Raw genomic sequence first — 15,605 nt, 5'->3', positions numbered from 1 at the left:
GGAGTTGCCTTTCATGACGCTTCACCCGCTGCTTGCCCAGCTTCTGACGCCAAACAGGCACGCGGTGATATTTGCTGTGAAAGGGGTGATATCCATGGCGCTGGCGTTGCTGGTGTCCATGTACCTGCAGCTTGACCGTCCCTATTGGGCGCTGGTATCCGCCGTTTTCCTACAGATTCGCCCGGAAAGCGGGCTGGTAACTGAAAAAGCCCTGTGCCAGATTTCCGGTTCGGTGGTGGGCGGCGGTGTGGGGATTTTAATCCTGGCATTTTTCATGCCTTACCCGCTGTTGGCACTGGCCTGTCTCACGCTGTGGATTGGCCTGAACTCCGCTGCCTCCTCCATGGTGCACAACACTAACTTCATCTACGCCTTTGCCATGTCAGGAATGACGGCAGGCCTGGTGGTCATCATGGTTATGGCCGACGCCAGTGCCGCGGACGGTCGGGCCGTGTTTGATATTGCCCAGTCCCGTATCAGCGAAATAACGGTTGGTGCTCTCTGTGCCATGCTGGTCAGCCAGTTGTTGTGGCCGGTGACGGTAAAAGACAGCCTTCGTAATCATTCCCGAAACGTGATCAACAAAACCCTCGAATACCTCTCACTGGAGCTGGACCCGAGCAGCACCCATGAGCAGCGACACCAGCATGCGGATGAGATTTTGGAAACGCTGGTTGTGCTGAATGATGATTCCAGCGCTGTGGCCTATGAGGGGCCTGAAGGGCCGGGGCGGAGCAGGGCAGCAAACCTGCTCTGCAACAAGGTGATGTCTCTGTTGGCGGTGACGCAAATTATGGGGCGCTTTCCGAGAAATCATCCGGATTTGGTTTCAAAGGCATTCAGCAACTTACTGGCAGACATGCGAACTCTCTTCATACGAATCGCAGAAGCAGACAGCTATGAAGAATCCTATCATCAGGCCCAGGCACTGAGGCGGGCACTTCTGGAACATAGAGCCGCTTACGTAAACGAATCTGCCATTGTTATCCGCCTTACCCAGACAGCTGTGGAGCTGGTGGCGGATCTGGTTATGGTCTTGAGGGCTTACAACGCACTTGAAAACCGCGATCAGACACTGCTCAAAGCCTCCAAGCTGAAAACCCACAGGGATCCGTTGGTGGGTATTGTTAATGGGTTCCGAACAGCGGTCGTGTTCGCAATCGGGGCAACGATATGGTTAGGCACCGGCAGCCCTGCGGCCATCATGCTTATGATCATGCCCGTGGTATTTTCTGTAATGTTTGCCCGCTTTTCTCTGGTCGTGTTGACGTTCATGCTGCGCCGCCTGCTGCTCGGGGTTGTGGTGGCGATCCCGGTGGCGCTGTTTTTCGGGCTGGGTCTTTTGTCGAGAAGTAGTGGAGACTTTGAAATGTTGGTGCTGGTGCTTGCCGGGCCTTATTTTATAGGTCTGTTGGCGCTTGCAGATCGGCCGACTCTGCCTTACGGCCTAGGCTTTTGCATCCCTTTTACGCTTATTGTTCAGCCCGGAAACAATATGACGTTCAGTACGGACGTTGCGACCAGTAATGCTCTGGGACTGTTTGTGGGTATCAGTATTCTTTACTGGGTGTTCAAACTGATCACGCCTTTGGATGGCCAACTCATGCAGCGCCGGCTACTCAAAGCAACCGCTCGCGATCTTACCGCCATTGATTACCAGCGCCGGCCTGAGAGCTGGCTTAATGGCCGCATGGGGGAGCGCCTGTTGCGGCTTGCCAACTATGATCAGGGATCGGGGAGCTCCAACCGGGATATGACGGACCTGGGCTTTACCGGCCTTAACATTGGCCATATGTCCATTCGCCTGAGAAGGCGGATCAAAAACCATCGCAGCGCTGAGGTAGATGCGAAACTTGCCCAGTGGCAACAGGTGTTGGCAGACACCTATCTGTTAAGCGCCCGCGGCGAAATAAACGCCCGATTCCGGAAAGTGAGTGCCGAGTTGCTAGCCGCTGTTCATGCAACCAAAGAGGCAGATGCACAAACGGCAACCGTTGAAGGTATGTTCGAGCGCATAGCCCTGACGTTTGAGCGAACCGCCAGAACCATTGCTGGAGCTAATAACCCGACGTCGTCCAGTGATCAAAGCGCATCTCCAGTGATAGCCGCCTGATGATCGATCCTCGCTCTGCGTACCAAACGGCCTCGTACTCTGGTCTCATTGGCGTTCAATAAAAACTCGTGTAGCTTCAAGGGATTCCCCGCGTTTAATTACCCGATTGAGGAGTGTTGCCGTGTCACGTTCGGAGCAGTTTGCCAGCGATAATTACAGTGGCGTATGTCCCCAGGCCTGGAAGGCGATGGAGGCGGCAAACCGCGTGGATGAGCCAGCGTACGGCGAGGATAGCTGGACACAGCGGGCAGCAGATGGGTTGCGCTCTTTGTTTGATACAGATTGCGATGTCTACTTTGTATTTAATGGTACGGCGGCCAACTCGTTGGCGCTGGCGTCCATGGGGCAATCGTTTCACAGCGTGATATGCCATGAGCTGGCGCACATTGAAACAGATGAGTGTGGCGGGCCGGAATATGCCTCCAATGGTGCCAAACTGTTGTTAGGGCAGGGCGAAAACGGGAAGCTGACACCGGAGAGTATTGAGCATCTGGTGACTAAGCGCACCGATATTCACTACCCTAAACCCAAGGTTCTTAGCCTTACTCAGGCAACGGAAGTTGGCACCATCTATACGCCGGATGAACTTCGCGATATCCGCACACTGGCGGATCAGTACAAACTGAATATACACATGGACGGCGCTCGGTTTGCGAATGCTGTGGCGGCGCTAGATGTACACCCATCGGAAATCACCTGGAAAGTGGGCGTTGATGTGCTGTGTTTTTCCGGAACCAAGAATGGTTTGGCCTTGGGCGAGGCTGTGGTGTTTTTTAATAAGGCGCTGGCCGAAGACTTTGAATGGCGCTGCAAGCAGGCCGGACAACTGGCCTCTAAAATGCGATATATTTCTGCGCCCTGGTGTGGGTTGCTAGAAAATAATGTGTGGCTGGAAAATGCCCGTCATGCCAACGCCTGTGCGACAAGGCTTGCTGATGGACTGGCCGGCTTGCCAGGAATTAAGCTCAGGTACCCAAGGCAGGTAAATGGGGTTTTTGTAGAAATGCCCGAGGCCTTGCAGGCTGCGTTGCGGGCAAAAGGTTGGCGTTTCTACAACTTTATCGGCGGCTGCGCACGCCTGATGTGCTCCTGGGCCACCACACCGGAGGTTGTTGATCGGTTTTTGGCGGATGTGCGCCAGTTGCAGGCATAAGCTAGCGGTTTACCTGCCTGATGATTTCCACCACAATCGGCGCCATCCCGAATCAGGAACTCGTACTATGCCATTGTGCACATCATTATTATCGGGGGCGATCGGATGAGAGCCCTCTTCCATAGCTATCTGAACTCCTCACTGATCCTTCGCGTAAGCATCGCACTGGTGCTAGGTGTTGCAGTCGGAATGCTCGGCGGGCAGCAGGCTGCCGACTGGCTGGCGCCCTTTGGCGAGTTGCTGCTGCGCCTGCTCAAGTTTCTAATTGTGCCTATTGTGTTGTTCACCCTGATGGTGGGTATCAATCAGGCCAATATCGGCAGCATGGGCCGAGTTGGGCGCAAACTGTTCGGGTTTTACGTGATGACCTCAGCACTGGCCATTGTGGTGGGGTTGGTTGTGGCTACCCTGCTTGAGCCAGGAAGCGGTATGGCGCTGGATGAAAGCGCAGATGTAAAAGTGCCGGATAACCCCGGGTTCGTGAGTGTGCTGCTGAAAATCGTGCCCGATAATATTTTTGCAGCGTTTACCGAGCTAAACCTGTTGGGCATCATCTTCACTGCCATTGTTTTTGGTATTGCGCTGCTGAAACTACGTGAGAGTGAGGCCCATGCAGAGCTTGGCGAACACCTTTACAAGGTTGTAGAAGGGCTTAACGAGATCACCCTGAAAGTCATGTCTGGCGTGCTGCAGTACGTTCCTATTGGTGTGTTCGCGATTGTTGCCAAGACCGCTGGTGAGCAGGGCATGACCACTATACTGGCGCTGGGCGATATGGTGATGGTGCTTTATATCGCGCTGGCTGTGCACCTGGTTGTTTACTGCATTCTGATGCGCTTTTACGGTGTGCGAGTGCGGGAATTTTTTCGTGAAGCGCGTACGCCCATGGCAACGGCTTTTGCTACCCAGAGCAGTTCAGGCACCTTGCCGCTGACACTGGATGCGGCACGGCGGTTGGGTATTCCCAAGCAGATCTATGGTTTCAGCTTGCCGCTAGGCGCCACTATTAATATGGACGGCGCGGCGATTCGTATCGCGATTTCTGCGGTGTTTGCGGCCAATGTTGTTGGTATTCCCCTGGATCTGATGACCATGGCGGAAATTGTACTCATTGGTACGCTTACCTCCATCGGAACCGCGGGTGTTCCCGGGGCTGGCATTGTGATGATTGCCACGGTTTTTGCCCAGGTTGGGCTGCCTATCGAAACGGTCGCATTGCTGGTTTCCATTGATGCACTGGTCGGTATGGGTGCTACGGGGCTTAATGTTACCGGGGATTTGGTGGGCACCGCGGTTATCGCACGTAGCGAACGCAAACATGCAGCGGAACCTGCTGTTGCGCTTTCTGAGCCTGCCGGCTGAAGCTTGCCGGGTGTGTTAGAGTACTTGCCAGGCTTTCGTTATGACGGGAGGGCTTTTATGAGTCTGAAATCCGGCAAGCTGATCGTTTTTTACGATGGTTCCTGCTCCACCTGTATCAAGGATCGCCGCTGGTACGAAAAGCTGGCGGGGAAAACCGGTGAGTCGGTTGAATGGCTGGACATCACAGGTCGCGACGACGAGCTGCGCCAGCAGGGTGTAGATCCGGGTAAAGCACTTCGGGAATTGCATGTGAAGGATGATCAGGCGAAATCCATCGTGAGATGGACGCGTACATACTGTTAATGTCGCGAGTCCCGGTACTGAAACCACTGGCATGGCTGATATCCTTACCCGTGATTCGACCTTCCCTGGCCAAACTTTACCATTCATGGGTTGAGCGCCGCCTGGCTGGCCGAGTGTGACGCTTTATATACCTGACAGAGTCCCGGAGAGCCCTTAGTGACGTATATTCGAGAACAGGCCATTCGGGGCCTCAAAGCGGGTGACGTGTTTACGGTTACCCGAACGTTCACTGAGAATGACACGGTAGCGTTCGGCGAAATCAGCCGGGATATGAATCCGATTCACTACGATGAGCGTTTCGCCGCTGCCAAGGATTTCCGGGGTAAAATCTGCCACGGCTTGCTGGTCGGAGGCATGATTACCGAAGTGGGTGGCAAATTGGCTGGCTGGCATCCGGAATGAATTTCCGGTTCCGCCGGCCAGTTTACTTCGGCGATACCATTACCTGTGAGTTCACCATTACCGAAGCCGATGAGCGCAACCGCGCAAAGGCTGAAGCGATACTGTCCAACCAACACGGCGAGGTTGTTGTTGAGGCCTGGTTAACCGGCGTATTGCCCGGGCATACAGAACGAGCCATTCTCGCGCAGCATTGATTTCCCTCACTATTCAGGATTCCACCTTCAGAGGTTTTTATGGCTCGCTTCGAGTTGCTTGGTACTGCGATTATCCCCGGAAAAGGCACAGAGTTACGCCTGCTGCAGCGCGATCAGGAATTCTCCATTCGAATCGCGGGTACTTCAGGTGAGCTGATGAACACTCGCCTGCATGGCTCTGAGGATGCGCTTGCCACTCTGGCTTGTGAGCGCATTGCGGATCATCCTGCACCTAAAGTGCTGATTGGCGGACTGGGCATGGGCTTCACCCTTGCTGCAGCTTTGCAATCACTGGGTGACACCGCAGAGGTGACGGTCGCTGAGCTTGTGCCCGAAGTAGAGCACTGGAACCAGGGGCCTTTAGGCAGTGCAGCGGGCTATCCACTAAACGACCCCCGCGCCCGAGTACACATTGGCGATGTCGTGCAATTGATCAAAAGCTCGCCTGCCAGCTACGACGCTATTTTGCTGGATATAGATAACGGCCCAGAGGGCCTGACGCGCAAAGAAAACGATTGGCTGTACACGCCGGCGGGTATTGACGCTGCCCAGGCGGCGCTTCGGCCAGATGGTGTTCTGGCCTATTGGTCGGCAGGGCAGGATCCAACCTTCACCGAACGGCTGAAGCGCGCGGGTCTTACGGCGGAAGCCGTAACCGTGCGGGCTCACCGCCCCGGCAAAGGTGCTAAACACGTTATCTGGCTTGCGTGGTAAGCACTTGGCTAGCCTGGCTGGCGGCTAGCCACAGGGCGCTAGTCCTCGTCGTCGTCCAGCATGCGCTCCTGGCGTTCGCGCTCTTCCTCTTTGGCAGAATCGATTACCGCCATAAGCTCGTCCACATCGGCGCTGCGGGTGTCGTGCTCGAAACACCCGGTAAGCTCACTGTCTGCGTGCAGGTCGCCGCTTTCATACAGCGCCCAGATTTCCTTACCGTAATCGGTAACCAGAAGGTCGGGCGCGTATTTGCCAAAATAGCGGCGCATATTGTCCACATCCCGCTCAAGCATGCGCTCGGCGTTATTGTTGCCGGCAGCGTTTACAGCCTGGGGCAGGTCAATGATCACAGGGCCTTTGCCCTCCACCAGTACGTTGAATTCCGACAGGTCGCCGTGGATCAGTCCAACACTTAGCATTCGGACAATCTCTGCGATAACCCGGTGGTGGTAATCTCTGGCCTGCTCTGGAACAAGAGTAATGTCGTCCAGCCGTGGGGCAGCTTTGCCATCGGCATCGGCAATCATCTCCATCAGCAATACACCGTCCACAAACCCCATGGGCTCTGGTACGCGTACGCCGGCCCTGGCTAGGCGATAAAGGGCATCCACTTCTGCATTGAGCCAAGCATTCTCCTGCTCTTTCTGCCCGTACCGGGTCTTTTTGCTCATGGCTCGGGCGCGGCGGCTATTACGTACCTTTCTCCCTTCCTGGTACTCAACAGCCTGTTTGAAGCTCCGCTTCTTCGCTTCCTTGAATACCTTTGCGCAGCGTAGGTCTTCGCCACATCGCACCACGTAAACTTGTGCTTCTTTACCGCTCATAAGCTGGTAAAGCACTTCGTCGACCATGCCGTCGTCGACTAGGGGTTGTAGTCTCTTGGGTACTTTCATAACACCTTTCAGATTAGCCGTAAGCGTGCTGACCATGCGTAATGTGCCTGCCTGAAACCAGGTTAGGGCAAATATGATGGTCACAATGGGGCATAGCTTACATCAAATTGGTTTTTCTTATATGAATCCGATTATAGCGCCAGGAAGCTTTTTACAGAATGTCCTATAGTGTCCACTTGTCCTGTATCGGCAGGGCAGGTCTGCGGGTAGAATCGCCAGGAGTGAAACAGGCTGGCTTATACCCAGTATGGATGCGTTTACGGTATTGTTTTGGAGCTTTAAAAAATGCCTAGAGCAAGTGAAATCAAGAAGAATTCTGCAGTTGAATACGAAGGGCGGGTATATTTCGTCAAGGATATTGAGCGCTCTGTTCCTCAGGGCCGTGCCGGCGGCAGTCTCTACCGCATGCGCATGTACGACGTGGTAACAGGCAACAAGATTGACCAGACGTTTAAAGACACGGATATGCTGAACCTTGCCGATCTTGTGCGCAGGGCTGCATCCTTTTCCTATTCTGATGGCGATGAATACGTCTTCATGGATAACGAAGACTTTACGCAGTACAGCCTGAACCGTGAAGCCATTGCGGACGAACTGCTGTTCATCAGCGAAGATACCCAGGGCGTTATGGTGATTCTGGTCAGTGAAGCGCCGGTTTCCCTGGCGTTACCGCCAACCGTTGAGCTGGATATTGAGGAAACCGACCCGTCAGTAAAGGGTGGGTCAGCAACCGCTCGCACCAAGCCTGCGAGAATGGCAACCGGCCTGGTAATACAGGTTCCTGAGCACATATCCACGGGCGATCGCATCAAGATCAATGTGGAAGAGCGGAAGTTCTTGAGCCGGGCTTAATGTGAGGTAAGGAGACCCATGATAACGAAGGAGACCCTCAAGGTACTGGTTGCCAGCGTGATCGCGGTTGTGGTCACGGTGGGTATCGCCCGGTTCTCATACACGCCGATGATCCCCGAGATGGTAGAGGCGCTTGGGCTGAGCCAGTCGGTGATTGGCTTGCTGGCAACTGTGAACTACGCAGGCTACCTTACGGGCGCGCTGCTGATCACGCGAATCAGTGATATCGGCCTTAAAGTAAAGTTGTATCAGTTGGGGCTTGTTGTCGCGGTGGTTTCCACCGTTCTCATGGGGTACACCACCAACCTCTGGCTTTGGTATCTACTGCGCTTCATCTCCGGGCTGAGTACCTCAGCGGGGATGTTGCTCGGTGCCGGCCTGCTGATGAGTTGGTTAATCAAGAACAACCAAAAATCCGAGCTTGGCGTGTTTTTCTCGGGGATCGGCCTGGGCATTGTGCTAACGGCCGTTTTGGCAGAACTGATTCGGGGGCAGTTCACCTGGGATCAGCAATGGGTGATATACGGGCTGGCAGCGCTGGTGCTATTGATCCCCGTCTGGCGCTGGATGCCTGACTATCGTGCCTGTGCTATGCCGAAAACGGGCAGCGCAGGCGCCGGCGATGAGCGAAGCCGATTTATTGTTATGCTGCAACTGGCCTACTTCTGTGCCGGTGTTGGTTATGTAGTCACGGCAACTTTTCTCGTGGCTATTGCCGAATCCATGCCGGAGCTCAGCGGCCGAGGCTGGCTTATCTGGCTGATTGCCGGCCTGGCGGCTACGCCCGCCTGTTGGCTGTGGGATGTATTTACCCGCCGCTGGGGGCAATGGACGGCACTCTATCTTGCCTACACGCTCAACTCTGTAAGTATTCTAATGCTGATCATTAACACCAGTATGGCCAGCGTAATGCTCAGCGCAGTCATTTATGGCGCCAGCTTCATTGGTATTGTCAGCATGATGCTAGCGATGGTGGGGCGCGAGTTCCCTGAAAATCCCTCTCGGCCCATGAGCCGGCTTACCTTCAGCTACGGGATTGCCCAGATGCTCGCGCCCGCTGTTGTTGGCTACTTGGCCGATGTGGAAGGCAACTATACCAATGGCCTTTGGCTTACCCTGGTGGTGATGGCGTTGGGTGTGCTGGTGATTCATGTGGCGCGTGGGGTTAAGGGTAGAGAAATGGTGCTAAGGTAAAGGCAAGCCCAAAGCGGAGCAGCTAATAGATATGCCGATTTCGGAAGGTGCCCAACATTACGTCCTGATGCTGATCCCCAGCCTTTTGTTGGATATTGAAAAGCTAGGGTTGCGGCGGATTATCCGGACGTCTGATTTCTCGGAGCAGGAGGTGACAGCACTCTACTTCGAGTTTGTGTCTATCAAACGTGTCCTTCCGCATAACCCTCACTCCATTGAGCCGGCTATTTGGCAACACTTGCTCCACTGCGTGCGGGTGATGAGCTCGCTGGTGAGTCTGGCGACTACGGAAGACCTGGAACGCGCCCGCGAAACGGCGGTTCGTCGGTATTTGCCTCATGCAAAAATGAGCCTGAAAAACGAGTTCGAACAGATGCGCAGTGAAGGGAAGGTAGACTTCCGGCTCGCTGGCATTCTGCGCCAGGGGGATTTGCCTGAAAACTCCGGGCAGGTGTGCATGGAGGCTATCCGGCGTGAACGGCAGCAGCGCGTAGAATCCATCAAATGCCTTGGTACAGAGCATTTAACCGATCACGAAGCTTATGTTGTGGAGTCCGCCAGGGACTATGTTCTAACTGAGATCGACGACGCGCCCGAGGATTTCGGTATTCTCGATTTGGTCATCCGGCTAATGGATCTCCTGCGACTGGTGCTTGTTCTGGAATCCCGCTCTCCCGGTGGCGCAAGCGCAGTGTCCTCAAATTTCAAAGTGGAGAACATTGTGTTGGGTATCGGCAATGCCATGTATCGCAGTGAGCTGGGTCTGCACGTGTCTTCTCTGGGGCTAGCGAGAGTCAACAAGTAGGCTTTCTAAAGCCCCGCGTCTTTTACATTTTCCATGACCACAAATGTACTGGTTTGCAGTACATGGGGCAGGGCGGAAATCTGCTCTCCCAATACCTGGCGGTACTCCGCCATGTTGCGCGTTCGCACTTTCATCAAATAATCAAAATTGGCGGCAATCATGTGGCACTGCTCAATCGCGGCAATCTGCTTAACGGCTGCGTTGAAAGCCTTCAGCGCCTCGCTGCTGGTGTCGTTCAGGGTGATCTGAGCGAAGGCGATATGGCTTTGGCCTAGCTTGGTCTGATTAACCAGCACCGTGTAGCCTGTAATAAATCCCTGCTCTTCGAGTCGGCGCATGCGCACTTGACACGGAGTTTTGGATAAACCGACCCGTGACGCAAGTTCGGTAACCGTAATCCGAGCGTTCTTCTGCAATTCGCGAATGATGGAATGGTCGATTCGATCCAGCTCGTTCATGTTGTTCTATCCTTCACAAAGCGTAAAACCGCCACTTTTGGGCAAGCCATGGACATGGGCACTATGCTGTAGGCTATAAATGCCAAGTATCACTGGGGCTTTGAGTTGGTTTTGTTGAGTGGTTCAGGGAGTTTTGCCTGAAATTGTATTTCATGAGAGATAATTAATACATTTATATTCGCTAATAAAGCCGAAGCGGCAAGTGTATTCGGTTTTTACAGAGAAATAGTCTTTGCCGTTGTCGGTAGAATGCGGGAAGACAAACAACTGAGAGGGTACAAGTATGAGATCGCAGCAATCAGTGGCTCCGGAGCTTGCCAGCAGTCGGCAGGCGATTCGCGATTACTATCTCGAAGATGAGTACAAGGTGATCCACGAGATGATTGCTGACGCTCAGTTGTCTGGGGCAGAACGTAAAGCTATTTCTGCCCGCGCGGCCGACTTGGTGCGCAGTGTTCGGGATAGCGCGAAATCCACGATTATGGAAAAATTCCTTGCGGAATACGGCCTCACCACCAAAGAGGGCGTAGCGCTTATGTGTCTGGCGGAGGCATTGCTACGTGTGCCTGATAACACGACCATCCATGCGCTGATTGAAGATAAGATCACGTCAGGCAACTGGGGAGCCCACGTAGGTAAAGCGTCTTCTACCTTTATTAACTCCACTACTGTCGCGCTTTTGTTGACCAGCAACCTTTTGAAAGATTCTGAGCGCCACACCGTGGGCGATACGCTTCGCAGGTTGGTTAAGCGCTTGGGCGAGCCTGTGGTTCGTACAGTTGCTGGGCAGGCAATGAAAGAAATGGGTCGGCAGTTTGTTCTGGGGCGTGATATCGAAGAAGCACAGAGCGAAGCTAAGCCCTACATGGCAAAGGGCTACACATACTCCTACGACATGCTTGGCGAAGCTGCCCGCACCGATGCCGATGCCCGGCGCTATTTTGAATCCTATTCCAACGCCATCGATAGCATAGCCAAGAACTGCTCAGGCGATGTGCGCAAAAATCCGGGTATCTCGGTAAAGCTCTCTGCGTTGCTGGCTCGTTACGAGTACGGCCAGAAAGAACGAGTAATGAATGAGTTGTTACCCCGTGCGTTAAAGCTGGCCAAAAAAGCGGCAGCTGCGAATATGGGCTTTAACATTGATGCCGAAGAACAAGATCGCCTTGATCTTTCGCTGGATGTTATCGAAGGCATAATGGCCGACCCGGCACTGGCGAATTGGGATGGTTTTGGCGTGGTGGTTCAGGCATTTGGCAAACGCGCGTCGCACACCCTTGACTGGCTCTACGCGTTGTCGGAAAAGCTCGACCGCCGCATCATGGTGCGTCTGGTGAAAGGTGCTTACTGGGATGCCGAGATCAAGCGCGCCCAAGTCATGGGCTTGACGGACTTTCCTGTATTTACCCGCAAGGCCGGCAGTGACGTTGCGTTCCTTTCTTGCGCAAAGAAGCTTGTGGATATGAGCGACCGCATTTACCCGCAGTTTGCCACCCACAATGCGCACTCTGTCTCTGCTGTTTTGGAAATGACGCGAACGGCCGGGCTGAAGAATTACGAATTCCAGCGTTTGCACGGTATGGGCGAATCGCTGCACGATCAGGTTCTTGCTGAGAGCGGTGTGCCTTGCAGGATTTACGCACCCGTGGGTAAGCACAGCGATTTGCTGGCCTACCTGGTTCGCCGGTTGCTTGAAAATGGCGCTAACAGCTCCTTCGTCAACCAGATTGTTGACACCAGTATCAGTCCTGAAGAAATTGCGAAGGACCCTATTGATATTGTTCAGGAGCTGGGTGAAAACTTGTCCAGTAAAGTCATTGTGCGCCCTGCAGACCTGTTTGGTGCCAATCGCCGAAACTCCAAAGGTTGGGATATTACCGATCCGGTAACCGTTGCGCAGATTGACAAAGGCCGTGATGCTTTTCTTCGCCACCGGTGGGCGGGTGGCCCGCTCATTGCCGCAGAGGTAGCCGGTACAGATGTGGTGGAGGTTAAAAATCCTGCAAAGCCGGATGACCTGGTTGGGCATATAACCCACGCGAATGAAGCCGATGTGGATGCAGCCATTACCGCCGCTGAGCAAGGCTTTATAAGCTGGTCCGCCATGTCAGCGGAAGAACGCGCTGCCTGTGTTCGCAAGGTGGGCGATCTGTTGGAACAGAATTCAGATGAACTGTTTGCACTGACAACCCGCGAAGCCGGCAAGTCTTTGTTGGATGCCATTGCCGAGATTCGTGAAGCTGTGGACTTTTCCCAGTTTTATGCCAACGAAGGTATTCGTAACAAAGATAACGGCGAAGCTCGCGGTATAATCTGTTGTATCTCGCCCTGGAACTTCCCGTTGGCCATCTTTGCTGGTCAGATTTTGGCGAACCTGGCTGCCGGCAACGTCGTGGTTGCCAAGCCTGCAGAGCAAACCTCGTTGCTGGCGGTTCGTGCTGTTGAGCTTATGCACGAAGCCGGTATCCCCAAAGATGCCATCCAGCTTCTGCCAGGCACGGGCTCTACCGTAGGTACGGCGCTGACCTCTGATCCACGGGTGGCGGGAGTGTGCTTTACGGGCTCCACCGCAACTGCTCAGCGTATTAACAAAGTAATGGCAGAAAACATGGCCCCGGATGCACCTCTGGTTGCGGAAACCGGCGGCCTGAACGCAATGATTGTGGATTCAACTGCGCTACCGGAGCAGGTGGTACGTGACGTGCTCGCATCGTCCTTCCAGAGTGCCGGTCAGCGCTGCTCAGCGCTGCGCATGCTGTATGTGCAGAAGGATATTGCTGAGAACCTGCTTGAAATGCTCTATGGCGCCATGGAAGAGCTAGGTATTGGCGATCCTTGGGCGCTATCTACAGATGTTGGCCCGGTAATCGATGAGGCTGCCCGCAAGAAGATCGTGGATCACTGCGATAAGTTTGAGCGTGAAGGGCGCCTGCTTAAAAAGATTCCGGTACCGGAAAACGGGTTGTTTGTGTCTCCTGCGGTGCTGAAGGTTAGCGGAATCGCAGACATGGAAGAAGAAATTTTCGGCCCGGTACTGCACGTGGCCACCTTTGAAGCCAAGGAAATTGACCAGGTAGTGGATGCCGTGAATGCCCGGGGGTACGGGCTAACCTTCGGCATTCATAGCCGGGTTGATAATCGGGTTGAGCGGATTGCAAGCCGTATCAAAGTGGGCAACACCTACGTTAACCGTAACCAGATTGGTGCCATCGTGGGTTCCCAGCCATTTGGTGGTGAAGGTCTTTCTGGAACTGGCCCTAAAGCAGGTGGTCCACAGTATCTTCGCCGTTTCTTGAAAGGTGATACCGTTGAGCGCCCTCTGGAATCTGGTGGCAAGACGGTTGACGGCAAGAAGCTAGAGGAACTCATTGGTAGTTTGAATAAAATCAAATTGCTGGGGTCAGAAGCCAGAATTGACGCTATGCAGCCAATTTTTGGGAAAGTGCCAGCGCCTCTGGACGCCGAAGCTGAAGAATTGCCAGGACCAACAGGAGAGCTTAACCGCCTTAGCAATCACGCCCGTGGCGTGGTGCTGTGTATAGGGCCAGACAAGGAAACAGCCTTGGCACAGGTTGCTATGGCGTTGTCCCAAGGTAACAAGGTAGTGGTGGTTGCGCCGGGCGTTGGCGATACAGTTAGCCGTGCGGCACAAGCTGGGCTACCCATCACGGGAGCCGAAGGGCAATTGGATCCGGAAGCTTGGCTACAGCCCGAGGGTTTGAAGCGGTTGTAAGCTGTGCTGAAAAGCCGGTTCTGCGTAAGTATAGGCAGGCACTGGCTAAGCGGGATGGCGCGTTGCTGCCGCTGATCACAGAGCACACCCTTGATCAGCGATTTGTGATTGAACGGCACCTGTGTGTGGACACAACGGCTGCTGGAGGTAACGCCAGCCTGATTGCTGCGTCTGAGTAAGCCGTTGCCGCGACCAGAGACTCCCCAGGGATGGGGTCTCTGGTGTTTTGATCAGTTAGTGGCATAGCGCTCGCGCAATATGCCAACACGCTCAACGTAAGCCTTGGTTTCAGCATACGGTGGAACCCCGCCGTAACGGCTTACGGTGCCCGGCCCAGCGTTGTAGGCGGCGGTTGCCAGCCGGGTATCACCCTTGAAGCGTTCCAGCATTTTGGCAAGATAGGTAACTCCGCCACGGATGTTGTCTGCTGCCACCATCGCATTCTGTACGCCAACCTCCAGAGCCGTTCCCGGCATCAGCTGCATAAGCCCTTGTGCGCCCACTGGGGAAAGAGCCTTTTCATTGAATGCAGATTCTGCATGAATCACTGCGCGTACCAGTGCCGGATCTACGCCATACTCCTGGGCAGCTGTTTTGATTTCTGTATTGTAGCGGCCGGCGAACAGAGGAGTCGTGCGCCAATTAACACGAGAGTCCGGGTCGCAGGCGTAACAGTAAAAGCTGATGACGTCGAAATCTTCCACCGAAGGCTGGGTTCCGCTGTATGCGACAATGCCATTATGGTCCTTGTACCGAAACACCGTCTCGTTTTTGCTGGAGGCTCGCCCGGGGCTATTGCTTTTTACATTGGTAAACTCAACGCGGCCATCCGGGTGCACAACCCGTTTTATGCTGTCTGCAGCAGCCGGAGAAGTGAGCCAGACCAAGGCGGCAATTAAGGGCAGGACGATGTATCTGGGGTGGGGCATAGGCTACTCACGGAAAACGTGACCGGCAGAACAACTCTTGGCTGCCGGCCCTGCTAAAACGAACGTGAGTATGATTATACGACTTCGCTAGGCCGAAAAAACATTAAGACTTGTCGGAGTAATGTTACCCGGCTCACAAAGAGCGTTAGATTTTTGGTCCACGCCCGCGTACTGCGTTAGCGACGAGAGAAATGACCAACAGAATGAGAAAAATAAAGAACAGTACTTTGGCAATGCCTGCGGCGGTACCCGCAATACCCCCAAAGCCCAGAACACCAGCGATAATTGCAATAACAAGACAAACTACAGCCCAATAAAGCATGGCAAATCCTCCTTGTTTGGCTTCGCTTTAAAAGTGGCACAGGTAGCAGGAATGCACAAATAATAAGCAGAGCTAGAGCCCTTTTTGGCCAGATTTTAAGTTTTTACGCATTTTTAAAGTCATGTTCTTAAAGGTATAAATAGGATTTATTAGCAGTTAGTTACGCTTTTATAAGATA

At 53.9% G+C, this 15,605-nt stretch carries 14 protein-coding genes and 1 pseudogene; 11 read left to right on the top strand and 4 right to left on the bottom strand.

Annotated elements, in window-relative coordinates; genetic code table 11:
- Positions 1-13 precede the first annotated feature (13 nt).
- The 7 genes from BCA33_RS14590 to BCA33_RS14565 all read left to right on the top strand — a co-directional run bounded on the left by BCA33_RS14590 (position 14) and on the right by BCA33_RS14565 (position 6,241).
- Positions 14-2,113 (top strand): FUSC family protein, encoded by a 2,100-nt coding sequence (locus BCA33_RS14590; RefSeq protein ID WP_071266958.1) that lies wholly within the window; start codon positions 14-16, stop codon positions 2,111-2,113.
- 121 nt (positions 2,114-2,234) lie between these two features.
- Positions 2,235-3,266, top strand: a complete 1,032-nt coding sequence (locus BCA33_RS14585) for a low specificity L-threonine aldolase (RefSeq protein ID WP_071266956.1) — start codon at positions 2,235-2,237, stop codon at positions 3,264-3,266.
- 105 nt (positions 3,267-3,371) lie between these two features.
- Positions 3,372-4,628 (top strand): dicarboxylate/amino acid:cation symporter, encoded by a 1,257-nt coding sequence (locus tag BCA33_RS14580; RefSeq protein WP_071267042.1) that lies wholly within the window; start codon positions 3,372-3,374, stop codon positions 4,626-4,628.
- 57 nt (positions 4,629-4,685) lie between these two features.
- Positions 4,686-4,931, top strand: a complete 246-nt coding sequence (locus BCA33_RS14575) for a DCC1-like thiol-disulfide oxidoreductase family protein (protein WP_254774433.1) — start codon at positions 4,686-4,688, stop codon at positions 4,929-4,931.
- Between the two features lie 156 nt (positions 4,932-5,087).
- Positions 5,088-5,333, top strand: a complete 246-nt coding sequence (locus BCA33_RS22865; protein ID WP_368087254.1) for a MaoC/PaaZ C-terminal domain-containing protein — start codon at positions 5,088-5,090, stop codon at positions 5,331-5,333.
- Complete coding sequence (locus BCA33_RS22860) at positions 5,330-5,527, top strand: hypothetical protein (protein WP_368087253.1); 198 nt, start codon at positions 5,330-5,332, stop codon at positions 5,525-5,527. Before BCA33_RS22865 ends, BCA33_RS22860 begins: the two co-directional genes overlap by 4 nt.
- Before the next feature lie 39 nt (positions 5,528-5,566).
- Positions 5,567-6,241: a spermidine synthase gene (locus BCA33_RS14565; protein ID WP_071266954.1), complete on the top strand. Its 675-nt coding sequence runs from the start codon at positions 5,567-5,569 to the stop codon at positions 6,239-6,241.
- Positions 6,242-6,279: 38 nt separating this feature from the next.
- Here the strand turns inward: BCA33_RS14565 and BCA33_RS14560 are convergent, their stop codons facing one another.
- On the bottom strand, positions 6,280-7,134 hold the full coding sequence (locus tag BCA33_RS14560; protein ID WP_071267040.1) for a PA4780 family RIO1-like protein kinase: 855 nt from the start codon (positions 7,132-7,134) through the stop codon (positions 6,280-6,282).
- Between the two features lie 285 nt (positions 7,135-7,419).
- Here BCA33_RS14560 and yeiP point away from each other — a divergent pair, with 285 nt between their 5' ends.
- The 3 genes from yeiP to BCA33_RS14545 are packed head-to-tail and all read left to right on the top strand — an operon-like array spanning position 7,420 to position 9,985.
- A complete protein-coding gene (gene yeiP / locus BCA33_RS14555) occupies positions 7,420-7,986 on the top strand; it encodes an elongation factor P-like protein YeiP (protein ID WP_071266952.1) in 567 nt (188 codons plus the stop codon).
- 18 nt (positions 7,987-8,004) lie between these two features.
- Positions 8,005-9,180, top strand: coding sequence for a YbfB/YjiJ family MFS transporter (locus BCA33_RS14550; RefSeq protein WP_071266950.1), 1,176 nt, complete (start codon positions 8,005-8,007; stop codon positions 9,178-9,180).
- Between the two features lie 31 nt (positions 9,181-9,211).
- The gene (locus tag BCA33_RS14545) at positions 9,212-9,985 is read left to right on the top strand and encodes a hypothetical protein (RefSeq protein WP_071266948.1); all 774 of its coding nucleotides are present in this window, start codon (positions 9,212-9,214) and stop codon (positions 9,983-9,985) included.
- A gap of 5 nt (positions 9,986-9,990) precedes the next feature.
- On the opposite strand, the gene BCA33_RS14540 is transcribed toward BCA33_RS14545, so the two are convergent.
- Positions 9,991-10,443, bottom strand: coding sequence for a winged helix-turn-helix transcriptional regulator (locus BCA33_RS14540; RefSeq protein WP_071266946.1), 453 nt, complete (start codon positions 10,441-10,443; stop codon positions 9,991-9,993).
- A 283-nt stretch (positions 10,444-10,726) separates the two neighbouring features.
- Between BCA33_RS14540 and putA the strand changes: the two are divergent.
- Positions 10,727-14,355, top strand: a pseudogene (gene putA, locus BCA33_RS14535) (bifunctional proline dehydrogenase/L-glutamate gamma-semialdehyde dehydrogenase PutA).
- Positions 14,356-14,406: 51 nt separating this feature from the next.
- Here the strand turns inward: putA and BCA33_RS14530 are convergent.
- Positions 14,407-15,105: a lytic transglycosylase domain-containing protein gene (locus BCA33_RS14530; RefSeq protein WP_071266944.1), complete on the bottom strand. Its 699-nt coding sequence runs from the start codon at positions 15,103-15,105 to the stop codon at positions 14,407-14,409.
- 145 nt (positions 15,106-15,250) lie between these two features.
- A complete protein-coding gene (locus tag BCA33_RS14525) occupies positions 15,251-15,427 on the bottom strand; it encodes a DUF1328 domain-containing protein (protein WP_071266942.1) in 177 nt (58 codons plus the stop codon).
- Positions 15,428-15,605: the final 178 nt, after the last annotated feature.

Source organism: Marinobacter sp. AC-23 (assembly GCF_001858325.1).
In the GTDB taxonomy this organism is placed as follows: Bacteria; Pseudomonadota; Gammaproteobacteria; order Pseudomonadales; family Oleiphilaceae; genus Marinobacter.
The sequence above is the reverse complement of the archived record's forward strand: the minus strand, read 5'-3'. Positions and strand labels throughout refer to the sequence as shown.